The organism is Micavibrio aeruginosavorus EPB, assembly GCF_000348745.1.
Lineage (GTDB): Bacteria > Pseudomonadota > Alphaproteobacteria > Micavibrionales > Micavibrionaceae > Micavibrio > Micavibrio aeruginosavorus_A.
In genome coordinates this window covers 1,521,376-1,546,368 of sequence record NC_020812.1, presented here as the reverse complement: position 1 = coordinate 1,546,368, position 24,993 = coordinate 1,521,376, and the positions used below count along the sequence as shown (strand labels likewise).

The 24,993-nt window shown below is 55.7% G+C and carries 21 protein-coding genes, 1 tRNA gene and 1 pseudogene; 11 read left to right on the top strand and 12 right to left on the bottom strand.

Annotated features, from left to right (window positions below):
- Positions 1-203: 203 nt before the first annotated feature.
- The 8 genes and pseudogenes from rpoD to A11S_RS07195 form a co-directional block, all read left to right on the top strand.
- Positions 204-2,102: pseudogene (gene rpoD, locus A11S_RS07230) on the top strand (RNA polymerase sigma factor RpoD); the annotation flags it as partial.
- Positions 2,103-2,116: 14 nt separating this feature from the next.
- Positions 2,117-3,241 carry a phosphatase PAP2 family protein gene (locus A11S_RS07225; protein ID WP_015467846.1) on the top strand — a complete coding sequence of 375 codons (1,125 nt, stop codon included), beginning with the start codon at positions 2,117-2,119 and terminating at the stop codon, positions 3,239-3,241.
- Between the two features lie 18 nt (positions 3,242-3,259).
- Positions 3,260-3,336 (top strand) — tRNA-Ile (locus tag A11S_RS07220).
- Positions 3,337-3,432: 96 nt separating this feature from the next.
- On the top strand, positions 3,433-4,821 hold the full coding sequence (locus A11S_RS07215) for an RNB domain-containing ribonuclease (RefSeq protein ID WP_015467845.1): 1,389 nt from the start codon (positions 3,433-3,435) through the stop codon (positions 4,819-4,821).
- Positions 4,822-4,928: 107 nt separating this feature from the next.
- Positions 4,929-6,845 (top strand): autotransporter family protein, encoded by a 1,917-nt coding sequence (locus A11S_RS11695; RefSeq protein WP_015467844.1) that lies wholly within the window; start codon positions 4,929-4,931, stop codon positions 6,843-6,845.
- A 104-nt stretch (positions 6,846-6,949) separates the two neighbouring features.
- Positions 6,950-7,708 carry a sulfite exporter TauE/SafE family protein gene (locus A11S_RS07205; RefSeq protein WP_015467843.1) on the top strand — a complete coding sequence of 253 codons (759 nt, stop codon included), beginning with the start codon at positions 6,950-6,952 and terminating at the stop codon, positions 7,706-7,708.
- 188 nt (positions 7,709-7,896) lie between these two features.
- Positions 7,897-8,514, top strand: a complete 618-nt coding sequence (gene rpsD, locus A11S_RS07200; RefSeq protein WP_014103116.1) for a 30S ribosomal protein S4 — start codon at positions 7,897-7,899, stop codon at positions 8,512-8,514.
- A gap of 125 nt (positions 8,515-8,639) precedes the next feature.
- A complete protein-coding gene (locus tag A11S_RS07195) occupies positions 8,640-9,008 on the top strand; it encodes a hypothetical protein (RefSeq protein WP_015467842.1) in 369 nt (122 codons plus the stop codon).
- 8 nt (positions 9,009-9,016) lie between these two features.
- On the opposite strand, the gene A11S_RS07190 is transcribed toward A11S_RS07195, so the two are convergent.
- The 5 genes from A11S_RS07190 to A11S_RS07170 form a co-directional block, all read right to left on the bottom strand.
- Entirely contained in the window at positions 9,017-10,321 is a 1,305-nt protein-coding gene (locus A11S_RS07190; protein ID WP_015467841.1) for a hypothetical protein, read from the bottom strand.
- Between the two features lie 81 nt (positions 10,322-10,402).
- Positions 10,403-10,672: a nicotinamide mononucleotide transporter gene (locus A11S_RS07185; RefSeq protein ID WP_015467840.1), complete on the bottom strand. Its 270-nt coding sequence runs from the start codon at positions 10,670-10,672 to the stop codon at positions 10,403-10,405.
- 66 nt (positions 10,673-10,738) lie between these two features.
- Positions 10,739-11,512, bottom strand: coding sequence for an RNA methyltransferase (locus A11S_RS07180; protein WP_015467839.1), 774 nt, complete (start codon positions 11,510-11,512; stop codon positions 10,739-10,741).
- Between the two features lie 10 nt (positions 11,513-11,522).
- On the bottom strand, positions 11,523-12,872 hold the full coding sequence (gene gltX, locus A11S_RS07175) for a glutamate--tRNA ligase (protein WP_015467838.1): 1,350 nt from the start codon (positions 12,870-12,872) through the stop codon (positions 11,523-11,525).
- A 171-nt stretch (positions 12,873-13,043) separates the two neighbouring features.
- Entirely contained in the window at positions 13,044-14,723 is a 1,680-nt protein-coding gene (locus A11S_RS07170; RefSeq protein WP_015467837.1) for an NAD+ synthase, read from the bottom strand.
- Positions 14,724-14,795: 72 nt separating this feature from the next.
- Here A11S_RS07170 and pncB point away from each other — a divergent pair, with 72 nt between their 5' ends.
- Positions 14,796-16,382, top strand: a complete 1,587-nt coding sequence (gene pncB, locus A11S_RS07165) for a nicotinate phosphoribosyltransferase (RefSeq protein WP_015467836.1) — start codon at positions 14,796-14,798, stop codon at positions 16,380-16,382.
- Between the two features lie 2 nt (positions 16,383-16,384).
- Here pncB and A11S_RS07160 read toward each other — a convergent pair whose 3' ends face one another.
- Positions 16,385-17,776, bottom strand: a complete 1,392-nt coding sequence (locus A11S_RS07160; RefSeq protein ID WP_015467835.1) for a class II 3-deoxy-7-phosphoheptulonate synthase — start codon at positions 17,774-17,776, stop codon at positions 16,385-16,387.
- A gap of 197 nt (positions 17,777-17,973) precedes the next feature.
- Between A11S_RS07160 and A11S_RS07155 the strand changes: the two genes are divergently transcribed.
- Positions 17,974-19,074, top strand: a complete 1,101-nt coding sequence (locus A11S_RS07155; RefSeq protein ID WP_015467834.1) for a hypothetical protein — start codon at positions 17,974-17,976, stop codon at positions 19,072-19,074.
- Positions 19,075-19,078: 4 nt separating this feature from the next.
- On the opposite strand, the gene A11S_RS07150 is transcribed toward A11S_RS07155, so the two are convergent.
- Genes A11S_RS07150 through A11S_RS07140 form a run of 3 tightly spaced genes read right to left on the bottom strand, consistent with a single transcriptional unit; the run spans position 19,079 to position 22,258 of the window.
- The gene (locus A11S_RS07150) at positions 19,079-19,984 is read right to left on the bottom strand and encodes a lysophospholipid acyltransferase family protein (protein WP_015467833.1); all 906 of its coding nucleotides are present in this window, start codon (positions 19,982-19,984) and stop codon (positions 19,079-19,081) included.
- A complete protein-coding gene (gene lpxK / locus A11S_RS07145; protein WP_015467832.1) occupies positions 19,981-20,967 on the bottom strand; it encodes a tetraacyldisaccharide 4'-kinase in 987 nt (328 codons plus the stop codon). The genes A11S_RS07150 and lpxK overlap by 4 nt, the downstream gene beginning before the upstream one ends.
- 1 nt (position 20,968) lies before the next feature.
- Entirely contained in the window at positions 20,969-22,258 is a 1,290-nt protein-coding gene (locus tag A11S_RS07140) for a 3-deoxy-D-manno-octulosonic acid transferase (RefSeq protein WP_015467831.1), read from the bottom strand.
- 166 nt (positions 22,259-22,424) lie between these two features.
- On the opposite strand from A11S_RS07140, the gene A11S_RS07135 reads away from it, so the two are divergent.
- Positions 22,425-22,793 (top strand): hypothetical protein, encoded by a 369-nt coding sequence (locus A11S_RS07135; RefSeq protein ID WP_015467830.1) that lies wholly within the window; start codon positions 22,425-22,427, stop codon positions 22,791-22,793.
- 15 nt (positions 22,794-22,808) lie between these two features.
- Here A11S_RS07135 and A11S_RS07130 read toward each other — a convergent pair whose 3' ends face one another.
- The 3 genes from A11S_RS07130 to A11S_RS07120 form a co-directional block, all read right to left on the bottom strand.
- Complete coding sequence (locus tag A11S_RS07130) at positions 22,809-23,663, bottom strand: hypothetical protein (protein ID WP_015467829.1); 855 nt, start codon at positions 23,661-23,663, stop codon at positions 22,809-22,811.
- Between the two features lie 208 nt (positions 23,664-23,871).
- The gene (locus A11S_RS07125) at positions 23,872-24,111 is read right to left on the bottom strand and encodes a DUF3126 family protein (RefSeq protein WP_015467828.1); all 240 of its coding nucleotides are present in this window, start codon (positions 24,109-24,111) and stop codon (positions 23,872-23,874) included.
- A gap of 48 nt (positions 24,112-24,159) precedes the next feature.
- Positions 24,160-24,993 carry a lysophospholipid acyltransferase family protein gene (locus A11S_RS07120; RefSeq protein ID WP_041803080.1) on the bottom strand — a complete coding sequence of 278 codons (834 nt, stop codon included), beginning with the start codon at positions 24,991-24,993 and terminating at the stop codon, positions 24,160-24,162.

The window sequence follows — 24,993 nt, the reverse complement described above, 5'->3', positions numbered from 1 at the left end:
CAAAACCCGTAGCCAAGCCGGTGGTGAAGGCGGCCACGCCGAAGACGCCGCCAGTCGCCAAAAAGCCGGCCCCCCAGCCGAAGGTCGAAGACAACAAGAACAAGAATGCAAAAGGTTCCATCGGTTCCACGAAGATGAGCGTAAAACAAACACCTCCTGCGGTTGAAGATGATGTTAAAGCCGCGAAGGGCAAGAAAGCCCCCGTTGCGGACAAGGCCGTAAAAGGACAGCAACAAGAAGCCCCAACCGATGACGCCCCGGCCAAGCCGCGCGGCTCGTTGGAATCCATTGTCAAAAAACTGGTGACCAAGGGCAAGGAACGCGGGTTCCTGACCTATGACGAAATCAACAGCGCGATTCCGGCGGAAGAGTTTTCGTCCGAGCAGATCGAAGACGCGATGGCCACCATGTCCGATGTGGGCATTCAATTGGTCGACAGCGAAGACGACGTTGAAGAAGCCGAAAAGGGCGAAGAATACCAGACCGGCGGGAACATCAGTTCCGATGATTCCGGACGTACCGATGACCCGGTGCGTATGTATTTGCGCGAAATGGGCTCGGTTGAGCTGCTGTCGCGCGAAGGCGAAATTGCGATCGCCAAACGGATCGAAGCTGGCCGTGAGATGATGATCGGCGGCATTTGCGAAAGCCCGCTGGCCATTGAATCCATGATTGCCTGGTACGAAGCTTTGCAGAAGGGGGACATTCTCCTGCGCGAAGTGATTGACCTGGACGCCACCTATGGCGATTCCAGCGATGGCGCGCCGACGGACGATATGGATGAATCCGAGGGCGAGCAGGCCGAGGGTGCAGAAGGCGGCGAAGAAGAAAACGCCGTGTCCCTGTCCGCGATGGAACAGGAATTGTTGCCGCAGGTGTCTGAAAGCTTCTCGAAGATTCAGAAAACCTACAAGAAAATGCAGAAGGTGCAGCAGGAGCGTTTTGAACATCTGCAAAACGCCAAGCAACCGCCGGCCGCAACGAACAAGAAATATGACGATCTGAAAGCCCAGATGGTCGAGCTGATGAACGAAGTGCGTTTGAACAACGCCCGTATCGAACAGCTGGTTGGCCGTTTGTATAAAATGAACCGCGAAGTGGTCAGCCTGGAAGGGCGTTTGATGCGTCTGGCCGTTGATTGCGGCGTGAAGCGCGAAGACTTCCTGCAGAACTATTATGGTTCCGAACTCGATCCGAACTGGTTGGCCAAGGTCGCCAAACTGACGGGCAAGGGTTGGGCCAAGTTCGCCGAAAAATACGTGACCGAAGTTGGTGAAATCCGTACGCAGATCGTGGCGGTGACGGATGATGCGGGTGTACCGCTCGGTGAATTCCGCCGTATCGTTGGTACGGTGCAGAAGGGCGAACGCGAAGCCGCCCGCGCGAAGAAAGAGATGGTTGAGGCCAACCTGCGTCTGGTTATCTCGATCGCGAAAAAATACACCAACCGTGGTTTGCAATTCCTGGATCTGATTCAGGAAGGGAACATCGGCCTGATGAAGGCGGTTGATAAATTCGAATATCGCCGCGGTTATAAATTCTCGACTTATGCCACATGGTGGATTCGTCAGGCGATCACGCGGTCCATCGCGGATCAGGCCCGGACGATCCGTATCCCGGTGCATATGATCGAAACGATCAACAAACTGGTGCGCACCAGCCGCCAGATGATGCACGAAATCGGTCGCGAGCCGACGCCGGAAGAATTGGCCGAACGTCTGCACATGCCGTTGGATAAAGTGCGCAAGGTTCTGAAAATCGCGAAGGAGCCGGTCTCCCTCGAAACCCCGATCGGTGACGAAGAAGATTCAACACTGGGCGATTTCATCGAGGACAAAAACGCGCTTCTGCCCGTTGATGCGGCCATTCACTCGAACCTGCGTGAAACAACCACGCGCGTTCTGGCGACCCTGACCCCGCGTGAAGAACGCGTCCTGCGGATGCGTTTCGGTATCGGCATGAACACCGACCACACGCTGGAAGAAGTTGGGCAGCAATTCAACGTAACGCGTGAACGTATTCGTCAGATTGAGGCGAAGGCTCTGCGCAAGCTGAAACACCCGAGCCGCTCACGCAAACTGCGCAGCTTCCTGGATACATAAGCGCACAGGCATCAATGTCCGGTACCTGGAAACAATCATGGCACGACCACGGATCTTTGATCGTGGTCGTGTTTGCTTATTATCTGGTTGTATCCGGCGTGGCTGTGTTTGGGGCGGGCGTTCCGGCGCATGAGTTGTTGCAGGGCGTGGGTTATGCCCTGATGGCGTTGCTGATTGCCTTTGCGTTCTGGGGTGTGTTGCTGGGGCTGGCGTATGGCCGGGCGGTTTTTACGGCGTTGCGCGGTGGCCGCAAGGGCCTCAGCCAGCGGATCAATACGGTTTTTGACCATATTATTCATCCCTACACGACATGGCCGGTTCTGGCCGATACCATTCTGGGGACAATTGCGATTATTGGTCTCAGCCAGTTCTTTATCGGCAAGGGGTTGCTGCCCTTGCTGGGCAATTACCACTGGGATCCAGCGATGATCCGTTGGGAAGAAATCGTTCACGGTGGGCGGTCGGCGATGGATTGGCTGGGTGGGCTGTATGAACACCCATGGATCATTCGGGCGATTGATAAGATTTATATTCTCTGGTTTCCGGTGATGTTTGGCACGACGTCATGGGTTGTGTTCTGTGATCGCAACCGTGTGCGGCGTTTGCAATATCTCTGGGTGTATTGCGTGTCGTGGATGGTGATTGGCACGGGGCTGGCGATTGCGCTGGCTTCTGTCGGGCCGATCTATCTGAAGGACTTTTATCCGGACCTGCCGTTGAACGGGTACACCGCGCATCTGGCCGCGTTGCAGGCCATTCACGACCAAACACCGCTGCGCGCACTGGATATCGCCGTGACGTTGAAGGATTTGTGGGGCGATGAAACCAAGCTGGACATGAACGCCATTTCCGCGATGCCCAGCATGCATGTCGCGGTGGCGTGGCTGCTGGTGTTGTATGCGTTTGCCGTGCGGCGCTGGTGGGTGATGGCATTTATGGGGGCGTTTTTTGCCACCATCATGGTCGGCTCGGTCGTGCTGGGCTGGCACTATGCCATTGATGGCTATGTCAGCATTGTGATCATCACGGGCCTGTGGGCCGTGGCCGGGTGGGCTTTGCGCCGGAAAATGGGCGAAAAAGCCGGGCAAAAGGCCGAAATCCAGCCCCGCGCCCCCCTTGATAGGGCCGTGCAACCCTGATACGACAATAGATGAAAAGGGCCAGTAGCTCAGTTGGTTAGAGCGGACCGCTCATAACGGTTTGGTCGCTGGTTCAAGTCCGGCCTGGCCCACCATTTCCCCAAAATCTTGCAATTTCCATATTTTTATCATAGGGTTCTTGGGCTTATAAAAAACCGGGGCCAAAACCCGGAACATGCAGGGACGGGATCATGAAGCGTAACAATAATAAGAACGCCAACCAAAAACGGACGCGGCAGCAGCAAGAGCGGCAGGCCCGCTACGCCAATCCTTCAACAGCCAACGACATTGTGGTTGATTTTAATGCGGCGGGTCGCTTGCAGGGATTGGTCCATGGGGCGGGGCGCCGTCAGGTCCGGGGCATTACGATTGATACGGAACGGGCCCGGTTGCTGGATGATGGAATTTTTATGACCCCCACGGACGATGGTGGGTGGCGCATTGAGGCCAGTCTGGCCGATGTACCCGCTTTGGTTCCCAACCAACACCCGATGGAGCTTTTTGCGCGCAGGCATGAAAAGGGATTTGGTGCGGACAAGCCGTTGTTCAATTACAAATTCCTGCAAAATTGCATCAGCTTACAACAAGGGCAAAAGCGTCCAGCGGTGACGTTCACCTTCGTTCTGGATGCGGATTTGAATTTGCAATCCTGCGCGGTTGAGCGCACGGTTTTTGAAAATCTGAAACAATGTAATGACAATGATATTGTGCGTGAACTGGCCAAGGGCGATCCGGATGTAAAACGCTGGACTGATCTGGGGCATCGTTTGCATGAAAAACGGACGAAGGAGATGGCTCAGATTTGTAACAATCTGGCCGTGAATGACAATATTCAGCCGACATCCGAGCCTGCATTTCCGCCCCATCCGGGGTACGAGGGCACCGACCTGGTCCATGAAATCATGCGCATGACCAATCTGGCCGCGGCGGAGTATTTCGTTGATAACAAATTGCCCGCACCTTTCAAGCAGGCGCAGGGGTTTTTCAAAGTTCTGCACGTGTCCAAGGATTTTAATTTTGATCTGGAGTGCAACCGCATCGCACTGGACGTGATTGAAACCATCATTCGGACCTCGCCGCCTTATGCCAAAGTTTCCTCACCGATGCAGAAGTACCGCGACTTTCTCGGCCTGAAAATTATGACGCGGCATCTGGACGGAAAAACGGTGCAGATGAGTGATGCAAAAGAAGTCACGCGCCTCACCACAAATTTTAATCAGGCCGCAACCAAGCAGGACCATACAACGCAGCCGGGATGGCACATGACATGGGTCGAACATCGGGACGCGCAGGGGACCACATCTCCTCATTTTGCGGATGAACGCAATCCGGCAACCGATATCGGTGCCTTGCGCAAGGAATGCAGCGCCCGCCGTATGAAAATGCCACAGATGGCCGAGCGTTTGTTGCTGGTCAATGGCGTGGACATTGTCATGGTGGCCCTGAAATGTGACCAGACGGTAACCTGGGCCGCACATTATGATGCCACCACCGCCCTGAACATGGCGGCAAAGCGGATGATGCGGCGGTTGAGCTCCGCGGCATCGGGGGCTGCGCCGACACATTCCCCGGCACCCTGATACAACATTTCCTTGTAAAAACAAAACACTACCCGCTTTACAAGATTGGGGCGGCGTGGGACAATCCATGCGTTTATTATGCCCCTTTCTTGTGTTGGAGTATTTCCGTGTTTGCCATCCTGTCTGTGAAGCGTATTTCGCGTTCTGTGTCCCGCGCCATTCTTTTGTCCGGGGCTTGTGCTGGGGTTATGATGGGGGCCGCATCGGCCATGGCGCAGCCCATTCCGTTTTTTGATACCATTCCGGACGGCCGTGACGAATTTGACGATCTGGTGAACAGCGCCAGCGGCACGTTAACGCTCGATCCTCTCAGCGGTCTGGTTGGTGGCAATACGTGGGATCGCGGTGCCTATACGATTACGGCGACCAATGGCGTTAATCGTTCTATTGATAATACATATCTGGGCACGAATGCTATTCCGAGTGTTCCGGGCGGTCAATCCATTCAAATGACTGCAAATGGACAGGTTACATCGGGCCTGACATTTACGTTCGACAATCCAATCAACGGATTTGGTATTGATCTGGGCGATTGGGGGACGTGTTGCTATCCATCTTCGTTATACATTAGCTTTGACGGAGGAACGCCGATTTTGGTTGGGACGGCGACGCAGCAGTCGGACAACAAAGGTTCCGCCGTGGGACAGGGAAATCGTACGTTTGTTGGCGCGATTGATGATTCCGCGACATTCAGCGTCATTACATTTTACGGTACGGGCAGCGGCGATGTTTTGTATGGCGGCGGGATTATTCGCTACGCCATCGTTCCAATCGGTTTTTTCAGCGGTGGGTATGTGCAGACGTCAACGGGGACGCCTGCGGAAGGACTGGCCAGTTATTTCGACGGGTTTGATGATAATGGCGGCGATCGCGCAACCATTGGCACATATTTGAACACTCTGACCTCGCCGGAAGAAATTGCACAGGTGATGAAAACGGTATTCCCCGTGAATACCAGTGTCACGGGCCAAACCATGATGTCCGCCAGCGGACAGACCACCAATGTTCTGGTTGAAAAGGTGGGCACTGTTTTGGGGAATGTGGGTTCTGTGTCGTCGCTGAATTTCCGCGATGGTCAGGCCGACATGTCTGGCTGGATTTTTGCGGATAGCAATGCGAATGCAATGACGGAAATGGGTCAGGCGCCGTCTTTATCGTTGTCTGCCAGTGCCTATGACCGGTATGAGCCGGGCCAGAAAGCGGTCTGGACCGAAGCTGTCGTGGCGGGGGCCAATGGCGATGCCACGACATCCACCATGGGCTATGACACGTTCAGTCGCGGTTTTGTCACGGGTGCAGAATTTGCGCTTGATCAAACACATATGGTTGGCGTTCTGGGCAGCATGTTCCGTACGGATGTCGATGTCGATAACCATGCAGGCGATACCGAAGGGTATAACTATAATATCGGTTTGTATGGACAGAAGCTTTTCGGCGCTACAAAGTTGAGCGGCATGGCCATGGTTGGTTATGGCGATTACGAATCTAAACGCCACATTGATGTCGGTGGCGTGACGCAATCACCCCGCAGTGACTATGACGGGTGGAGCGGCAGCATGACGGCGGCACTGAGCCGTTTGTACGCGCATGATCATTATGAATTCGAACCGTTTGCGTCTGTGTCTTACACCGCGGTGCGTACGGATGGCTACACGGAAAAGGGCGGTGGGGCCATGAACATGACGGTTTCGGCGGATACGTTTTCGACCGCATCGGCAAAAATTGGCATGGCTGTACAACGCGAAATGAAGTTTGAAGATGGCCGGGCGTTCGCCGTTAAACTGCGCCCCTATGTCGGCCAGCAGTGGGAGCTTGAAGAGGCGTCCAATACAACGCGCTTTGCTGGTGCAGGAAGCGCCACCACCATCAACGGCCGGGATTTGACGACGTTTGATGTCGGTCTGGGGGCCGAGCTGCGTTACGATCTGGATAATTCTCGCTCGTTGAAAGCCGGGGCTGATTTGTCTCGCGATCGTTATGAAGATCGCTATGTCGGCTTCGTTGGGTTTGGCGTTAAGTTCTAAAACCATAAAATGCCATAACGGATCCAAGCCGGGGTGGATGTAAATTCATCCCGGTTTCGTATTCGGGCTTGGTGATCGTGGGCATGCCCTGTTAATCTGTGGGCATGTCGCCGATTATTCTGATCATCACTGTTTCAACCTTCCTCACCGCGATCCTGTCCGGCATGTTTGGCATGGCGGGTGGGTTGATTTTGATGACGATTTTGTTGGGGTTTATGCCCGTGGCCGCGGCGATGAGTGTGCATGCGTGCATTCAATTGGTGTCCAACGCGTGGCGCAGTTTTTTGTGGCGGCGGCATATTGTGTGGCGGGTGTTGCCGCCATATTTCGCCGGGATGGTGGCGGGGTTTGGCATTATGCTGATGGTCCGGTTCGTGCCGGACAAGGGTGTTGTGTTTCTGGCCATGGGGGCGTTGCCGTTGCTGGCCATGGCGGGGGAACGGTATGTGACGTTGCATATCACCAACAAGGTGCATACGTTTTTCACGGCGACCATTCTGACCTTTGTGCAAATGACGGCGGGGGTGGTGGGGCCGTTGCTGGATTTGCTCTATAACAACGCGCCGCTGACGCGTAAGGAAATCGTCGGTACCAAGGCGTTTACGCAAAGCGCGATGCATTTAACGCGGTTGACCTATTTCGGGTCGCTGGTGCCGTTGGTCAGCGGGCAGGCCGTGTGGCCGGATTCGATCCCGGGCTGGGCTATCCCCGGTTTTATGGTGGCGGCCATTGCGGGCACGTCGGCGGCAGGGGTGATTCTGCATCGGATGAGCGACCACCATTTTAAAAAATTCACCCGGATTCTGGTCACAATCGTCTGCCTGTATTGCCTGGGGCAGGGTGTTCGGTTGACATTCTTTTGATTATGAAAATTAAAAGGGCTGAAAAGGGCGATTTTCTGCCAAAAAGGGCGCAGAAACATTGACTTGATCCCATAAAACCGTCTAAAACCGGGGCACTCCCGAAAAGCACCATGACTTGGGTGCGTTGGCCGAATGGTTCGGCCAATACCAATGGATATCGGGACAATAATGTTCGAAAGGAAACGACAATGGCGTTGAAACGTCCAAGTGCTAAATACAAAATTGACCGTCGCTTGAGCCTGAACCTGTGGGGCCGTGCAAAGTCCCCGTTCAACAAGCGTCAAACCGCTCCGGGCCAACATGGTGCGCGCCGCGGCAAACTGTCTGACTATGGTCAACAGCTGCTGGCGAAACAGAAACTGCGCCTGCACTACGGCAACATCGGCGAGCGTCAATTCCGCCGCTACTATCTGGAAGCATCCCGCCTGCGTGGCGATACCGGCCAGAACCTGATCGGCCTGTTGGAGCGTCGTCTGGATGCGGTTGTTTACCGCGCGAAATTCGTACCGACCGTGTTCGCGGCGCGTCAGTTCGTAAACCACGGCCACGTGACCGTGAACGGCAAACGCGTGAACATCCCGTCTTACCAAGTAAAAGACGGCGACGTCATCGAAGTGCGCCAAAAATCCAAAGACATGGGTCTGGTTGTTTCCGCTATGGAATCCCAAGAGCGTAACCTGCCGGAATACATCCAGGTGGATGAAAAGGCGAAGAAAGCCGTATTCCTGCGCGCTCCGAAACTGGAAGACGTTCCGTACGCTGTACAGATGGAACCGAACCTGGTCATCGAATATTACAGCCGTTAATCGGCAGAAGAATACGAAGAAGGCCGCCCCAACCGGGCGGCCTTTTTTGTTGCACAATCGCGTCGAAGTTGCGTAGGTTGCCCCTATAATCAAAAAGGGCCCGTAATCAAAAAAGTGAGAACGTTATGAATTATTCATTCCTGCCCAAAACGGAATTGGAATCCTTGTTCCGGTCCGGCCGGTTCCAGCCGCGTCCGACGCTGGTCTATCACGAAGTGTCCAGCGCGTTTGGTGCATCGTATGTTGAGGCGATTGTCGGCACGCCGGATGCCACGATCTCTGGCGCGTGCCAGCGGCATGATCTGGTTGCTTTGTTGGATATGGCGAAGGCCGAGGGTGATACGGTTTTGTCCAACCCAAATATTCAAAGCGTGCAGGATATCATCGACGAAATGGACATTCACATTGCCAATGGTCCGGCTTTGGCCGCTGAAGTCGAACGGGCGAGGGCGTCGGTGGTTGTGCCGTTTAAGCCGCGTGGTCCCAAGCCCTGAGATATCGCTTATGACTGCGGGCCGGGTGATGGTTTGCGATAGGGGGCCACGGCGCGGTTCAGTGTGTTGATGTAGTCGTCATAGGCTTCTTTCGCGTGTGCCCGCTGTGTTGGCGTGATGGCGGAGGCGCAGGGGGTGGGGCAAAAATCTTCTACCAAAGCTGGGGCTGTCGTTTCGCCCAGAGCCTTGCGAATATCATTCCACATATAAAAGGCCTGGGCCCGCAATTGATCCGGCGACGGGGTTGTGGCTTCGGTAATGGCGTAGGCCTTGGTCAGAATATCATCCATCGTCATCGCGCGGATGATTTGGGCCGGGGTGCGGGTGACGAAATCATTGACCATCAACAACCCCTTCACCGTATTGTGCGATGTAAAGGGCTGGGGCACGAAGGTCAGGTTGTCGGGCCAGCCGGAGACTTTATCCGCGATCACGCCGGTTTCATCCGTCATGATCATATCGGCGTAGCCCTGGCCGCGTTGCATGCTGTGCAGATGTCGGAAATATTGGGCCATACCGCGCGAGGCGGCGTAGGGGACAAGGTATTGGGTGTGACCTTCTTGCGCCATTTTTAATGCGGCGGCGACATCGGCGAATGTTTCGGCTTTCTGGTGAAGGACTTCAATCTGCATCCGCACATCGTTATGGCGGGCATAGTCCGCAAACGATTCTTCGTGCAATTCCGGAAGATTGTGCATGGCGATGGTATAACGCCTGTCAATCGCGTGGAATCCTTCGTGCAGTTTGATAAAACGTTCGGCCAGATGCGGCGGAATATGCAGCGCATCCACATCAATGTCGGGGACGATTTTCTTGAAATTATCCGGGTGAATTTTGCTGAACATAAACAGCGTGCCATAAACCGGTGCGCCGGGCAGATCACCAAAAACAACCCATAAATCATTCGGTTTTTTTGTTGTGTCGCCGCCAATATTGTCATGGTTGGGAATGGCAACCGGGGCGTGGTTGTAATAAGCCTGCCCCATCATTTCGACGGTGTCCGGGCTGGGATCAATACCCGACAGGGTTTTGATCAGGGATGGCAAAATTGTTTCGGCGGTCACGCCAACGGCATCATCGGGCGCATTGTCCATGGCGCGTTCGATCATCACGCTGTCCAGAACGATGACCGGGGTTGCGCTGTGCCGCGTGAACAGGTGGGTCAGTTCGGTGCTGGTGTCGGAACGGGGTGGCTGTGGCGGTTGGTTGTCATTGCCGATCATCGGTGAAGATGTTTGGCATCCGGCCACAAGGGCGAAGGATAAAACGATGGCTTTGCCCCATCGCGTGGCTGTGCCTTTAAGCGGCATCATTTATGTCCCTGTTTTATAGTCTTTTTTTATTTTATGGGACGAATCTACGGGGAAAGAGGGGGCTTGTCCAGTTTTGAGCGTCTACGACGCGGTGTGAACTGGGGCGCGAACCCGGCCCCAGTTGGCATAGGCGCGCAGGGCCATGGCCATCAGGATGAAATTATAGCAAACATAGCCATATTGGGCCGAAATGCTGGCCACGGCGATGCCGCTGATGCAGGAAATGGCCGAGAAGACAAAGCCAATGCGGTTTTGCTTGCCCAGGGCATAAGTTGCGGAAATACCGAACAGAACGGAGACCCAGTCGAGCCCGTAATAGGTGGTCAGTGAATTTATAAGCAGGTCTAGCATACCAGGGCACTCCTCCGTTAAAGGAAAATTGCCATAATTTGGTTAATAAAGTGTTGAGCGTCTGGATTAATCGTGTCCGGTGCGGCGGCCGGCCAGGACGGAGATCATCCCGTGGAAGGTGCGGACTTCCTGTTCCGTCATTTCGGCCCGGCCCAGCATGTTGCGCAGGTTGCGGACGATGGAGGGTTTCATTTCCGGTGACCGGAAAAACCCGGCTTCATCCAACGCATCTTCCAACCGCTCATATAAATTGACCAGTGCGCCATGCACCGCTGGAGCGGAATCGCCGGTGGGCAGTTGTTTCGGTGGTGTGGCATCACCCGCGCTCATAAATTCGTGACAGACTAACAATACGGCTTGCCCCAGATTGAGTGATGAAAATCCGGGGTTCAGCGGAATGGTGATAATCGATTGGGCCAGCGCGACATCGTCATTGGCCAAGCCACTGCGTTCCGCGCCGAACAGGATGGCGGTTTTCTCACCAGCCTTGATGCGCGTGTGCATGTCTTCGGCGGCACCGCGTGCAGTCAGGACGTGTTTAACCATATCGCGGGGGCGGGCCGTGGTGGCGTAAACATGGTTGATGTCGGCCAGAGCGTCCGCCGTTGTGGCAAAAACTTCGACCGGTGGCATCAATTCCAGCGCGCCGGATGACATGGCTTCGGCGGCCGGATTGGGCCATCCATCACGCGGGGCAACCAAGCGCATGCGCGTGACGCCGCAATTCATCATGGCACGTGCAGCGGCACCGATATTTTCACCCATCTGTGCGCCGACGAGAATAACCACAGGGCCGTGGTCCTGTGGGGGTTCGATTTGTGTGCGGTCTGTTCCGGTCATGGGCTGTTAATTACGCGGCGGCGCGTTTGGCGGTCAAACGCTGGCGCGCTTTATCCGGGCCAATCAACGGCAGCAGCACGGCCAGCTCCGGACCGTGATCCATGCCCGTCAGGGCCTGACGCAGCGGCATGAACAATTCCTTGCCCTTGCGGCCCGTGGCGGCCTTCACGGCTTCGGTCCAGGCCTTCCACGTGGTTTCGTTCCACGGGGCGGCGGGCAGAAGCTCGGCGGCCTGTGCGGCGAAATCGGCATCACTGATCATCGGTTCGACCGGGCCGTTGGCCACATTCCACCAATCCTGAACATCGCTCATGCGGTCGAGGTTGGGTCGGACGGCGTTCCAGAAATTTTCATCCAGATCTTTCAGGCCCATCGCGGTCAAACGATCCTTCACCGATGCGAAAGACAGTTCATGAACGATTTTCGCGTTCAGGCGCAGGAGTTCTTCCATATCGAACTTCGGCGCGCCCTTGGAGAATTTGGACATGTCGAATTGGTCGATCAGCGGCTGGATCGATGTGAACGGCTCAATCGGATCGGCGCTGCCCAAACGGGACATCAGGCTGATGATCGCCATCGGTTCCAGTTTTTCATTTTCGCGCAGATCGCGGACGCTCAAACTGCCCAGACGTTTGGACAGTTTGCCACCTTCGGAATCCGAAATCATCGGCAGGTGGGCAAATTGCGGGACCGGTGCGCCAATGGCTTCAAACATTTGAACGTGCATGGCGGTGTTGGACACGTGGTCTTCGCCGCGGACAACATGGCTGATTTTGTAATCAATGTCGTCGATGACAGAGCAGAGGTGGTACAAAGGCGTACCGTCTTCACGGATCAGAACCGGGTCGGATACCAGCGCGCCATCAAATTTCACCGCGCCGCGGACCATATCGTCCCATTCAATCGCGGTCGGGTTCATTTTGAAACGCCAGTGCGGTTTGCGGCCTTCGGCTTCAAATTTCGCCTTTTGATCGTCGGTCAGGTTCAGCGCCGCACGATCATAAATCGGGGGCAGGCCGCGTGACAGCAGGGTCTTGCGTTTCAGCGCCAGCTCATCCGCCGTTTCATAGCAGGCATACAGGCGGCCATTGGATTTCAATTGTTCAATCACCGCATTGTAACGATCGCCGCGGTCGCGTTGGCGGGCATGGTCATCCCAGTTCAGGCCCAGCCAGTTCATGGCGGCTTCGATATCGGCTTCGTATTCCGGCTTGCTGCGTTCCACGTCGGTGTCGTCGATACGGAGCAGGAAGCTGCCACCATTTTTGCGCGCGAACAGCCATGTAACGATGGCGGCGCGCACGTTACCAACGTGCAGATAACCGGTGGGGGATGGGGCGAAACGAACGCGAACGGACACGGTTTAAACCTTTCAAAGTTTCTTATTTCTCAATCGTCATCCCGGCGAAGGCCGGGATCCAGTGGATGGATCGTATGGATTCCGGCCTTCGCCGGAATGACGGGTGGTGTAAGGCTTTGCAATATATAGGTTTTACCCCCCTTGGTGCAAGGGTGCTTTAGGCCTAAAAACCTATTGTTTTTCAATCGTATAGCCGTTGGTGATGGGGTAACGGCGGTCGGGGCCAAAGGCCTTGCGCGAAATTTTCGTGCCCGGGGCGGATTGGCGGCGCTTATATTCCGCCCGATCCAGCAATTTTTGCACCCGGGTGACCGTTTGCGCATCATGCCCGGCGGCGGTGATTTCGGCGATGGATTGGTCGTCTTCGATCAAACCAAACAGGATCGCATCCAGCACGTCATAGGGCGGCAGGGAATCCTGATCCGTCTGGTTGGCGCGCAATTCGGCGGTGGGGGGGCGTGTGATGGTGCGGTCCGGCATCACCGGGCCGTGCGGGCCGAAGCCGCCCACCGGATGATGGGCGTTGCGCCAGCGCGACAGGGCGAATACATCGGTTTTATAAACATCCTTCAGCGCATTAAACCCGCCGCACATGTCGCCATATAATGTGGCGTATCCGGTCGCCATTTCCGATTTGTTTCCGGTGGTCAGGACCATGCGGTTGGTGGCGTTGGACAGCGCCATCAGCGCCACACCCCGGCTGCGCGATTGCAAGTTTTCGAATGTGATGGATGGCGTGTCGGTGTTGAAGTTGGACGCCAGCTCTTTCTCGAACGCCTGCACCATCGGGATGATATTGATGGATTGATGCGCAATGCCCAGAAGGCGGGCGCTTTCCATCGCATCATCCAAACTTTCCTGCGCTGTGTATGGGCCGGGCAACATCACCGTATGCACAGCAGAGGGGCCCAGTGCGTCGGTGGCAATGGCGGCGGTCAATGCGCTGTCGATCCCGCCGGATAACCCCAGAACGACACCGGGAAATCCATTTTTTGTGACATAGTCGCGCAGGCCGAGCATCAACGCGCTATACATGCGCTCCATCCCCTCGGGCACATGGCGGGTGTGCGTGGTCTGGCACAGCAGGGGGCCGTTTGCGGTCGCCGTCCAGACACTGTCGGCGCAATCTTCGGCAAAGCTGTCGAGCTGTGCAATCACGTCGCCGGATTCGCTCATGATGAAGGATGCGCCATCGTATAAAATGGCATCCTGTCCGCCAACCTGGTTGGTGTAGATCAGGGGCAAGCCGGTTTCGGATGTGCGTTTTTTTGCTTCTGTACGGCGTTTTTCGTGTTTGCCCATGTCAAACGGACTGCCGTTAATGGCGATCAAAATTTGCGCGCCGTCTTTTTTCAATTTGGCGGAAACGTCTGGGAACCACATATCTTCGCACACCATGACGCCCAGCGTGTAACCACGGAACATGATGGGATTGGGCAGGGGACCGGATGTGAAAATGCGTTCATCATCAAACACGCCGTAATTGGGCAAGTGATGTTTCAATCGCGTTTCAACAATTTTTCCGTCCCCGATCAACAGGGCGGCGTTGTGCGGCTTAGGTTGTCCACTGGGGATGGGCGCGCCGAGCAGGATATGCGTGCGGCGGCCCGCCGTGGCGGCGGCAATGCGGTCAAGGGCGGCGGCGCAGGAGGCGAGGAAGGCTGGTTTTAAAACCAGATCTTCCGGCGAATATCCGGCCAGAACCAGTTCCGTGAAAATAATCAGGTCGGTGGTGTCCGGTGTATTGTTATAATACTGCAAAATCTTGTCCGCGTTGGCGGTGAGGGCCCCCACGGTGGGATTCACCTGGGCCAGCGTGATATGCAGTGGTTCCAATGCGGTCGCGGTCATTCTATAATCCTTGTCCAGTCCCGCCCGATCATAGCGCGTTTGACCGGTGGTTTTAAGTAAGGATATTGCATTATGCCCGATTTCAAAGACCCGTTAGCCCGGCAAAGTGTTTTGTGGGGGGATCAATATGCCCTGACCATGGCGCAGGCGTTTTTTACAACCGGCAAACACAATGTGAACGCCACGTTCCATGCCTTTATCCGGAAAAATCCCTTTGGTGGGGCTTATCTGGTCACGGCGGGGCAGAATATTGTTTTTGAATGGTTGCAACGCTGGCGTTTCGGTGCGGATGAAATTGAATGGATGAAACGCAAGACGGTGACCGACCCGGTTACGGGTGAATCACACCGTCTGTTCACCGATGATTTTATCGCCATGGTCAAGGATGCGAAGCTGGATTTGAGCATTGATGCCATGCCGGAGGGGGAACTGGCCTTCCCTGATGAACCCATCATGCGTGTGCATGGGCCGTTGTGGCAATGTTTGATGGTTGAGGCCGCGTTGTTGAACGTCATCAATTCACAATCCCTGTTTGCCACGCTGGCCGCACGTCTGACTGATGTGGCGGGTGGGGCACCCATTTTGGAATTTGGGTTGCGCCGGGCGCAATGTATTGGCGGGCTGGAACCATCGCGCGCCGCATGGATTGGCGGCGTAGCGGGAACGTCGAATATGCAGGCCGATTTGGCCTATGGCATTCCATCCACCGGAACCTTCGCCCACGCATGGGTGATGGTGTATGAGGACGAGGTGGAATCCTTCGCCGATTATGCCCGTGCCATGCCGCATAACGGCGTGTTTCTGGTTGATACCTATGACACGGTGCAGGGCGTAAAACGCGCGATTGCAGCGTGCCAATCCGCTGGAATTACCATGAAGGGAATCCGTCTGGATTCAGGCGATCTGGCGTATCTGTCGAAACGTTCGCGTGCCTTGCTGGATGCGGCTGGATTTACCGATGCGAAAATCGTGGCATCCAACGATCTGGACGAAGAAACCATTTTGGCCATCCGTCAGGAAGGCGGGCGCATTGACATGTGGGGCGTGGGCACCAATCTGGCCACGTCCAAGGCGCAACCGGCATTGGGTGCGGTGTATAAATTGGGCGCAGTGTTCGGGGAGGATCTGTCTCAGGCGGATATTGACGCCATGCGGACACAGGTGCAGGCGGGTAAAATGCCGCACCTTGATAGGCATTTCATGCGCGATGTCATCAAATTATCCGAACAATCCATCAAAACATCCATTCCCGGTGAACTGGATGTGATCCGTTATGTCGTGTATGACGGGGATAAACCGGTGCGATATAATGGCGATACCATCCTGCCTGTTTTTATGGCCGATCCGGCGCGTGATGGTGTTTTAATTCATCCGTTGACGTCCATTCGCCGCGATGATGATACACGCCGGAAACGCTTTGCGCCGGGGGTGCATGTCTATCGCCCGTTGGTGTCGGTGTTTCGGGCCGGCACTATGATCATTCCGTTGGAGGATGTTCACATGGCGCGCGCCCGTGCGATGAATGGTTTGAAAATGCTGGATCCCACGCACCGCCGTTTGAAAAATCCCCACGTGTATGTCGTGGGGATTGAGGAAGGTCTGTATAAAAACCGCCGCGACATGATCCTGCGTTTGCGGGATTCTGCCACGGCGGCGTGATTTTATTCCGCCGCGTGCGATATCACACCCGTGGCCGGGGCCAGGCGCAGGGACTTCAATTCCTCCGCCAGCATAAAGGCCATTTCCAGCGCCTGGTTTGCATTCAAACGCGGGTCGCAATGGGTGTGGTAACGGTCGGACAGGTTTTCTTCGGTAATGTCCTGTGCGCCGCCCGTGCATTCGGTGACGTTTTGTCCGGTCAATTCCAGATGAATGCCGCCGGGGTGGGTGCCTTCCGCCGCGTGAACGCCGAAAAATTCCCGCACTTCGCCCAGAACATTTTCAAATTTCCGTGTTTTGTAACCGGATGATGATTTGAATGTGTTGCCATGCATGGGGTCACAGGACCAGACAACACTGCGCCCTTCACGTTTCACGGCACGGACCAGCGGGGTCAGTTTGTCCTCAACGTTCCCATGGCCCATGCGGGCGATCAGCGTCAGGCGGCCGGGTTCGTTGTTCGGGTTCAGCGTATCGATCAGGCAGATCAGCGTATCCGGGTCCAGATCCGGCGGGCATTTCAATCCGATCGGGTTGGCGATGCCGCGCACATATTCAATCTGCGCGCCTTCGGTCTGGTTCGTGCGGGCGCCAACCCAGAGGAAGTGCGCGGAGCAGGCGTACCAATCACCCGTCGTGCTGTCCACACGGGTCAGGGCTTCCTCATACGGCAATAACAATGCTTCGTGCGAGGTATAAAAATTGGTTTCACGAATGGCCGGAACTTTGTCCCCCGTAATACCGCATGCGCCCATAAAGGTCAGGGCTTGGTCGATCCGCGTGGCCAGATCGTCATAGCGTTCGCTGAGGCTGCTGTCCTTGACGAAATCCAAATTCCACTTATGCACGCGGTTTAAATCGGCATAGCCCCCTTGCGCGAATGCGCGCAGCAGGTTCAGCGTTGATGCAGCCTGGTGATAGGCGCGGATCATGCGGTCGGGGTCGGGGGTGCGGGCTTCGGCGGTGAAATCAAATCCGTTCACGTTATCGCCGCGATAGCTGGGCAGGGTCACGCCGTCGATGGTTTCGTTATCATCGCTGCGCGGTTTGGCGAATTGCCCGGCCATGCGGCCCACCTTCACAATCGGCAATCCGGCAGCGAACGTCATGACAATGGCCATTTGCAAAATCACGCGGAATGAATCGCGGATTTTCCCGGCGCTGAATTCGGCAAAGCTTTCGGCGCAATCGCCCCCTTGCAACAGGAAGGCACGGCCCGCGGCCACATCGGCCAGCTGGGCGGTCAGATTGCGGGCTTCCCCGGCGAAAACCAGAGGGGGCAGGGCCTCCAAAGCCTCTTCAACCCGTTTCAGGGCCAGGGCGTCCGGATAGGCCGGCAATTGGCGGGCGGGCTTGTCGCGCCAGCTGGACGGGGTCCAGTGTGTTCTGGTCATGGTTTTTCCTCTAACTATCCGTATTTACATAGGTTTTTTCTTATTTTGCACAACAGCATAGCCGGAAAAACCATCTTATCACAAGCAAAGCCTTTATTTTTTAACCCTTTAATATTACCCTGAAAAAGCAGGTTTTTTTGGGTGTGGCGTGCTCTTTGTTCAGTGCATGGCCGCTTTTTTAGAAGAAAGTCGATTTTTTGTTGCACGAACTGGCTTTACGACCACGCCAAAATTACTGGGCCACCGCGGCCCTGAAGGCCTTGCGTCCGCGCCTTGCCGATGTGCAGGGCGACGAAAAAGGTTTTGCGCCTGATGAACTGGCCGCTGTTCTGGATACAATCGTCGATAATTACGCCGATGATGATGCGCGCATGACCGATGTGTCCGAGCTGCTGTTTGGGCCGGATCTGGTGGCGTATGGCGCACGCGCGACATCCGTTTTCAATCGTTGGGCGGACGAAGGGGGCGGGCCATCCATGGTGGCCATGGCGGCGCATGCCATCGACCATTTCAACATTCCGCATGATCATCCGGATGTGGCGTCGGTTTTAACGGCGGCACTGTTGGCCGAATATCCGAACAATTTGCTGTATCATGGCAATGAACATTACCGCAAAGTGATGTTCCATGTGATCCGTTTGATGGTTACGCATCAGGCGTTGCAGGATGAAAAAGCCATTAAGCTGAGCGAAGCGCAGATTATCCAGATGTTGATTGCCGCGGCGATCCACGATCTGGGCCACGAAGGCGGCGACAACATGCGCGATGGCATTTATACGCCGGGTTATATGGAGCAGCGCGCGGTGGATATTGCCCGCCCGTATTTTCAGGCGCTGGATCTGGACCGCGATTTGCTGGCCGAAATTGAAACCATCGTCTTTTGCACCGACATCACGTTCTTTGCCGGGGAAAACAGCCCGTGCGTGCGCATGCGCAAGATTTTTGATTATTTCTTCGTCGGCAATGTGACCGAAGACGATATCGGCATGATGATGATTGGTAAATTGCGCCGGTTCGACGAAAACCCCGCCTTGTCGATGATGGCCATGTTGTTGCACGAAGCCGACGTTGGCTCATCCGCGGGTCTAAGTTATGAACAAAGCCGTGTTGAAACCATGTCGATCATGGAAGAACGCGGCGTGATGACCGCCGGTCCTAAAATGTTGCTGGCGTTTATGACGCAACAGCTTAACGGCAATATGGTGACCCCGGCGGGGCGTGCTGTATTCGGCCCGGCCATGCAAACCATCATGGAACAAGCCGCCGAAGAGATCGCCAACGGCGTAGAAACATTCTGATCCTTTAATTGATGCTATCCGTACCCGCATGGGTCACGTCGCGGCTTTCATCGATCCAGCGGCGGTGCAGCCATATCCATTGGTCTGGGCGTTCGGTGATCCATTGTTCGATCATGGCGTGGGCATCCGTGATCACGTCTTCCACTTTGCGGGGGTTTCCGTCTTCATCGAATACGGGCAGAGCGGGGTAGAAGGTTAAGCGGAACGATGTGCGATCGGTCCGTTCCAGTCGCGATGGGATCAATGGACATTTGAATTTTTGTGCCAGTTGAACGAAGGCCGGGCTGGTCATGGCGGGGTGGCCGAAAAAGGGCATGGCAATGCCCTCGTTATATTTCTGGTCAATCAAAATGCCGATGGGGCGTCCGTCTTTCAATGTTTGCACCAATTGGCGCGTGCCCTGTTTCGATTTGGGCAGGGTCGCAATGCGTCCGCCCATTTCACGAAAGCGTTTTAACAACCATCCCACATACGGGTTGTTGGGGGCGCGGACGATCGTGTCCACCCGTTGGCCATGCTGAGTCAGCATGCTGGGGGGTTGTAATTCCCAGTTACCCAGATGGGCGGAAAACATAATGGCGGGCTTTTCATCGTCCAGCGGTGTCAGAAGGTTGTCGGCACCAACGATTTCGGTTTTGCGAGCCAGCGTTTTAATGTGTGGGTATTCGGCGAATGTGCGGCCCAGATTGTCCCACATGCCGGTGATGATGGCCGCATACGCATCATCCGTCTTTCCGGGCAGGGCCATCTGCAGATGCCGCAGGGCCTTTTTATTCGCACCCAGTTTGGGGCCAACAATGCGCCCCAGCCAACCGCCCAGATTGGATGCGGTGGCCGCGGGCAGAATGGCAAACAGCCCCATGATCGGCAAAAGCGCGATAAACTGGATCAGATAACGGATCTGTTTCATTTTTTGATGGCTCCAATCGCGGTGGCCAGCCGGTCGGCATCGTCATCATCCATGCGAATGGATACGGGCAGAATTTCAACATTGTGACGCGCGATAAAATCATCAGGCAGACGAACTGCGTCTTTCTCTGTTGTAATCAGGCGGGCATTTTCGACAATGTGGGCCAGCTTATCCAGATCATCCGGCGTGTAGGGGTGGTGATCTGGAAACGCAGTAAATCCGGTCAAGGTGTATCCGGCTTCGTGCAAGGTGCCCTTGAATTTTTCCGGCAATCCCAGACCGCAGAAGCCATGATAATTCACACCATGTTGTGGTGTGGCATCGGCAACAAGGCGGGCGTGAATGATGGTTTTTCCGGATGGGATGCGCGCGGCAATATTGGTGCGATCATTGCCGATAATGATGATGATATCGGCGCGGTTCAATCCGCGGTGCAACGGCGTGCGCAACGGCCCGGCGGGGATCATCAATCCATTGCCGATGCCGTGATGCCCATCAATCACCAGTATATTGAGATCGCGATGCAGGGATGTGTTGTGCAATCCATCATCCATCACAATCATGTCATATCCGTTTGCAATGGCGAATTGGGCGCCATCATAACGGTTGCGGGATAAGATGGTCGCGCCATCACGGGACAGGAGCAGGGATTCATCGCCCATGGCCGTGCTGTTGTGTGCGGTGGTATCCACCACAACGGGGCCGGATTCCGTTCCGCCATATCCGCGGGTTAAAAAGACCGGGTTTCGGGCCAGTTCACGTTCCTGAATCAGGCGCATAACCGCGCGGGCGATCGGTGTTTTCCCGGCCCCGCCGGCTGTGATATTGCCGACACAAATCACGGGGACGGGCACCGCTTTCGGGCGGGCGGTGGCCATGTGAATGGCATGGCCCACGGCGTACAGGGCCGATGGTGCGGCCAAGGCCTGTGCGCGCCAATCGGTTGTATCTTTGTACCAAAATGCCGGCGTTTTTCTGACCATCTTACGCCGCGTCCGATTTTTTCGGGGTGGGCACCAACGGTGTAATCGCGGCCATGACGCGGTCCAGAACGGCATTTTTTTCACGGGCAAAATTCTGGCCGCGGTTTTGCTGTTCGATCAAACGGCTTTGGTTGTGTAACAGATCATGCAGCGTGCTGGCGAACATGTCGGTGTCGGTCAGGGCAATGGCCGCACCGTAATCACGCATTTCGTCATACAAAGCTTGCTGGTTCTGGACCAGTGGGCCGTAAAGAACGGCGGATCCAAGCTGGGCCGCTTCAACCGGGTTGTGGCCACCGCCGCCATCGCGGCTGAATGATCGGCCGATGCAGGATATGGGGGCCAGGCGGTAGAACAATCCCAATTCCCCCAGCGTGTCGGCGACGTAAATGTCATCATCCATGCCGGGCAGGGCTTTGTTGGGGCCGCGCAAACACACGCGCAAATGTTCGGCCCGCACTGTGGTGGCAATCACCTCGCGCCGTTCCGGATGGCGCGGCACGATGATGGTCAGCAATTCGGGGAAATCAATAAATAATTTGTGATGCAGGGTGCAGGCCAATCCTTCTTCACCGTCATGCGTGCTGGCATACAGCCAGACAGGGCGCGCGCCAATCGCATCTTTCAGTGCATGCAGGTCTGTGGCGTTGTATGGCAAGGGCAGCGATGCAAATTTCAGATTGTCGGTGGTAATGATGTTGGTTGCGCCCAGGGCCCGGTAATTGGCCGCGTGTTCATCCGTTTGGGTCAGGATGGTGGTGAAGGTGGACAGCATCGGCGTAATCACACTGCGCATCCGTTTCCAGCGGCGCATCGACCGCGGCGACAGGCGGGCATTGACCAACACAGCCGGAATATGCCGCGCCCGGATGGCGCCCAGCATATTGGGCCAGAGTTCAGATTCCATCCAGAGAACCAGATCGGGGTGCCAATAATCGACAAACCGGTCCACCCATGCCGGGTGATCCAGCGGATAAAACTGGTGGATCGCGCGCGGGGGCAGGCGGTTCTTCATCAACTCCGCAGACGTTACGGTGCCCGTTGTCACCAAGATGTTAAGGTCGGGATGTGCGTCGAGCAGGGCGGTGATCAGGATCAGGGTCGATTGGGCCTCGCCCACACTGGCCGCATGGAACCAGACCAGCGCGCCGTCCGGACGGGCATGCCCGGCCACGCCCATTCGTTCGTTCAAACGGGCGGGGTCTTCCTTGCCGCGCTTGACGCGGGTGGCCAGCAACAGCCGGAGGGCCGGGGTCCCGGCCCGCATCAATGTCCTGTAAATCCGTTCCATGGTCCCTTAAGTCCCGGAAATTCCTTGCTAACCTTGTGTTAGGCAAATGGGCGTATCGTAATGGTATGAAGATATAAGGGGTCCACACCCCTTTGACCAGTTAAAAATCGGCCATAATCGGCTGAAAATCAATGGATTAGCCGCCTAAACGGAAAGGATTTCCGCCGTGACCGATTCCTCTCTAGACCCCGCCGCCCTCCGCCGAAAACAGGTTCTGGACGATGCCCTGACGCAATTGCGCCAGACGCGGGACCAACTGGACCCGGCCTTGCTGGCCCGGGTACGGGCGCTGATAGGGGATCGGACGTTGCTGGATCTGATGGAGCCTGTGTCCGATGACCGCCCATCCTTGCCACCGGGGGTGAAGGCATGGAACCCCGCCGCCGATATCAAACCCGAGCCCGTAAAGCCGGGATATGAGGCGATTGATCGTCGTCGCAATCTGCAAACGATCCGTTTGTTTCTTGAACTCCAGCCACAAAACAAAAGCGTCCAGACCAAGGTCCGGACGCTGATGTCTGAGTTTTTCAACTGATTTCCTAGTCCCGTTTTACGGTGTGTTCGTACAGGTCGACAGGTTGTAGAAGCAACCCGGGTTGATACAGATGTGTTCGTTATACGGATTCATGTTCACGCGTGATACACGCACCCCGGTCGGGATCGGGGCCGAGCAGGAGTCGGATGCGAACAATCCGGCGTAGGAGTTGTATGTTTCCGTCTGATACTGATCACCGGAGTTGGATGCAACACTGCGCATATTGCCCAATCGGCCATCGCCGGAGCAGGTGAATCCCTGGTGGCCAACGCCAACGCGCGGTTCAACGAAATCGGCCAACGTGAAGAAGCCGTCTTTGCTTTCTTCGGCGAAGTTGTAGCACTTGGCTGCTTCCCACACGAGCGCCATGGTGTTGCAGTTATATACCGTGCTGCCGCCAAAGGATGATTGCATGGTGTAATCACCAGGGAATCGTCCGCCGCCGTAATTATGGGCGAAGCTGTTGTTGGCGATGTAGTTCATCAATCCCGTGGCGACCAGATTATTCAGCGCGGCATCCATGGATGTCGGCGACAGAATAACGCCCCAGCGTGTGGTTTCACTGAACAGGCTGATCGCTTGCTGGGCCAGGGCCTGAAGCTGACGGTCGAAACATGTGAGTTCCAAAACGCTGTCGGCCTTGAAAATCAAGTTCTGGTTCTGCTGAACCTCGCGTTGGGCTTCCAGCATGCCGCGTTGTTTCATGGATTCCCAATAAGCGGGATCGCAACTGGCGGGCTGCGCCTGGGCCGCGGATGAGATCGTCGCGGCGATCAAGGCCGCGCCACACATCGTCAAGGCCATGCGAATGACGGAACGGGCGGATACAGGCCCCGCTTTGGATTGTTTATTCCCGGAAAACAGGATCATAGGCTCTTCGTCCCCTCTTATTGTCACACGCCCCGTCAGTGTACAGAATCCCCCGGGTTTTGTCATGACGCAAACCACGAAAAGGGATTATAGAATTGTACCTGAAGGGATAGGGCTTTTGCAAATTTACCATTCTGCAAAAGGAAAACGCCCCTGCTGACCCAAAAAGGGGGCGCAGGGGCGTTGAAAATCCGCAATAAACCGGGGTTTATTCTTCCAGATCAATGTCCAGAATGGTCATGGTGAAGATATAGGACGTTTCGCCTTCATCCAGATCCTTGTGAATCAGACCGATATATTCGCCATTGACTAGCACCTCGACCGAGTCGGAGGCTTGCGGGCGGGCGCGCAGGGCCAAGCCCGGGGTTTTCAGGGTGTTTTCCAGAAATTTCTGGATTTTCGAGGATTCCTCGCCGGTCATTTTCAGCTTGGCTTGGGCTTGTGACATGGTTTTACGTCCTTTTGCGTCTTCTACAATATTGTTCTGGTTTGTACCCTAACCGCAGCCAATCGCTACGGCGGCAAGGGTGGAGGCGGTGGCCGGTCCGGGCAGGGCGGAGCCCGTGACACCCGCGCGCACCTGATTCCAGGCGGCGTCGGCCAGCAATTTACGGTCACTGTAAACCTGCGGGTCCAGAACCGGGTGGAAAATCAGGCGGATGGTTGCCCCGCGGGATTTGAAAAAATTCCATAAGTGCGGCCCCATGGTCATGTCGCCATGCCAGGCATAAAGGTCCCGCACATCATTCGGCCCGGCGACGGGGGCGCGGCCATCGACGCGGTCCATGAGCAGGCTGATGGGCTGAACCGGCAGGAAAGCACCCGTGGCCGGATCCGCGGCCAGTGAAAACAGGCTGGATTTAAATTTCACAACATCGCACCCATCGGTCGATGTGCCTTCGGGGAACAGGATCAGGCTTTTGCCCGCGGCGATCATGGCGGACAGGTTGTTTTTTTCCACCTTCGCATCCTTGCGGTCCCGGCTGATGAACGCGGTTTGTTGCAGGGTGGAGAGGAAACCGAACACAGGCCACGAGCTGACATCTTTCTTTGCGATGAAGGATGCTTTCAAAACGCTGGCGATCACGGGGATGTCGAGATAGGACAGGTGGTTCGATACGAACATCACTTGCCGTGTTGTCTCTGGCGTTCCCTCGACAACAACGCGCAGGCCCAGGATACGGCACACACCACGCTGCCAGATATGCGGCAGGATATACGCCGCCGGACCGCGATTAAACAGCAGGAACACAAACTGCAACGGCGCAACCAGCAACGACCACAGCACGAACATCAGGATTTTTGTAACGGCGATCAGGGTGCGGGTCAT

What these genes read in the sequence shown, in the direction of transcription:
- A11S_RS07225 (WP_015467846.1), top strand. Translation starts at nt 2,117, where the DNA reads ATGTCCGGTACCTGGAAACAATCATGGCACGACCACGGATCTTTGATC.
- A11S_RS07215 (WP_015467845.1), top strand. Translation starts at nt 3,433, where the DNA reads ATGAAGCGTAACAATAATAAGAACGCCAACCAAAAACGGACGCGGCAG.
- A11S_RS07205 (WP_015467843.1), top strand. Translation starts at nt 6,950, where the DNA reads ATGTCGCCGATTATTCTGATCATCACTGTTTCAACCTTCCTCACCGCG.
- rpsD (WP_014103116.1), top strand. Translation starts at nt 7,897, where the DNA reads ATGGCGTTGAAACGTCCAAGTGCTAAATACAAAATTGACCGTCGCTTG.
- A11S_RS07195 (WP_015467842.1), top strand. Translation starts at nt 8,640, where the DNA reads ATGAATTATTCATTCCTGCCCAAAACGGAATTGGAATCCTTGTTCCGG.
- A11S_RS07190 (WP_015467841.1), bottom strand. Translation starts at nt 10,321, where the DNA reads ATGATGCCGCTTAAAGGCACAGCCACGCGATGGGGCAAAGCCATCGTT.
- A11S_RS07185 (WP_015467840.1), bottom strand. Translation starts at nt 10,672, where the DNA reads ATGCTAGACCTGCTTATAAATTCACTGACCACCTATTACGGGCTCGAC.
- A11S_RS07180 (WP_015467839.1), bottom strand. Translation starts at nt 11,512, where the DNA reads ATGACCGGAACAGACCGCACACAAATCGAACCCCCACAGGACCACGGC.
- A11S_RS07170 (WP_015467837.1), bottom strand. Translation starts at nt 14,723, where the DNA reads ATGACCGCGACCGCATTGGAACCACTGCATATCACGCTGGCCCAGGTG.
- pncB (WP_015467836.1), top strand. Translation starts at nt 14,796, where the DNA reads ATGCCCGATTTCAAAGACCCGTTAGCCCGGCAAAGTGTTTTGTGGGGG.
- A11S_RS07160 (WP_015467835.1), bottom strand. Translation starts at nt 17,776, where the DNA reads ATGACCAGAACACACTGGACCCCGTCCAGCTGGCGCGACAAGCCCGCC.
- A11S_RS07150 (WP_015467833.1), bottom strand. Translation starts at nt 19,984, where the DNA reads ATGAAACAGATCCGTTATCTGATCCAGTTTATCGCGCTTTTGCCGATC.
- lpxK (WP_015467832.1), bottom strand. Translation starts at nt 20,967, where the DNA reads ATGGTCAGAAAAACGCCGGCATTTTGGTACAAAGATACAACCGATTGG.
- A11S_RS07140 (WP_015467831.1), bottom strand. Translation starts at nt 22,258, where the DNA reads ATGGAACGGATTTACAGGACATTGATGCGGGCCGGGACCCCGGCCCTC.
- A11S_RS07130 (WP_015467829.1), bottom strand. Translation starts at nt 23,663, where the DNA reads ATGATCCTGTTTTCCGGGAATAAACAATCCAAAGCGGGGCCTGTATCC.
- A11S_RS07125 (WP_015467828.1), bottom strand. Translation starts at nt 24,111, where the DNA reads ATGTCACAAGCCCAAGCCAAGCTGAAAATGACCGGCGAGGAATCCTCG.
- A11S_RS07120 (WP_041803080.1), bottom strand. Translation starts at nt 24,993, where the DNA reads ATGACCCGCACCCTGATCGCCGTTACAAAAATCCTGATGTTCGTGCTG.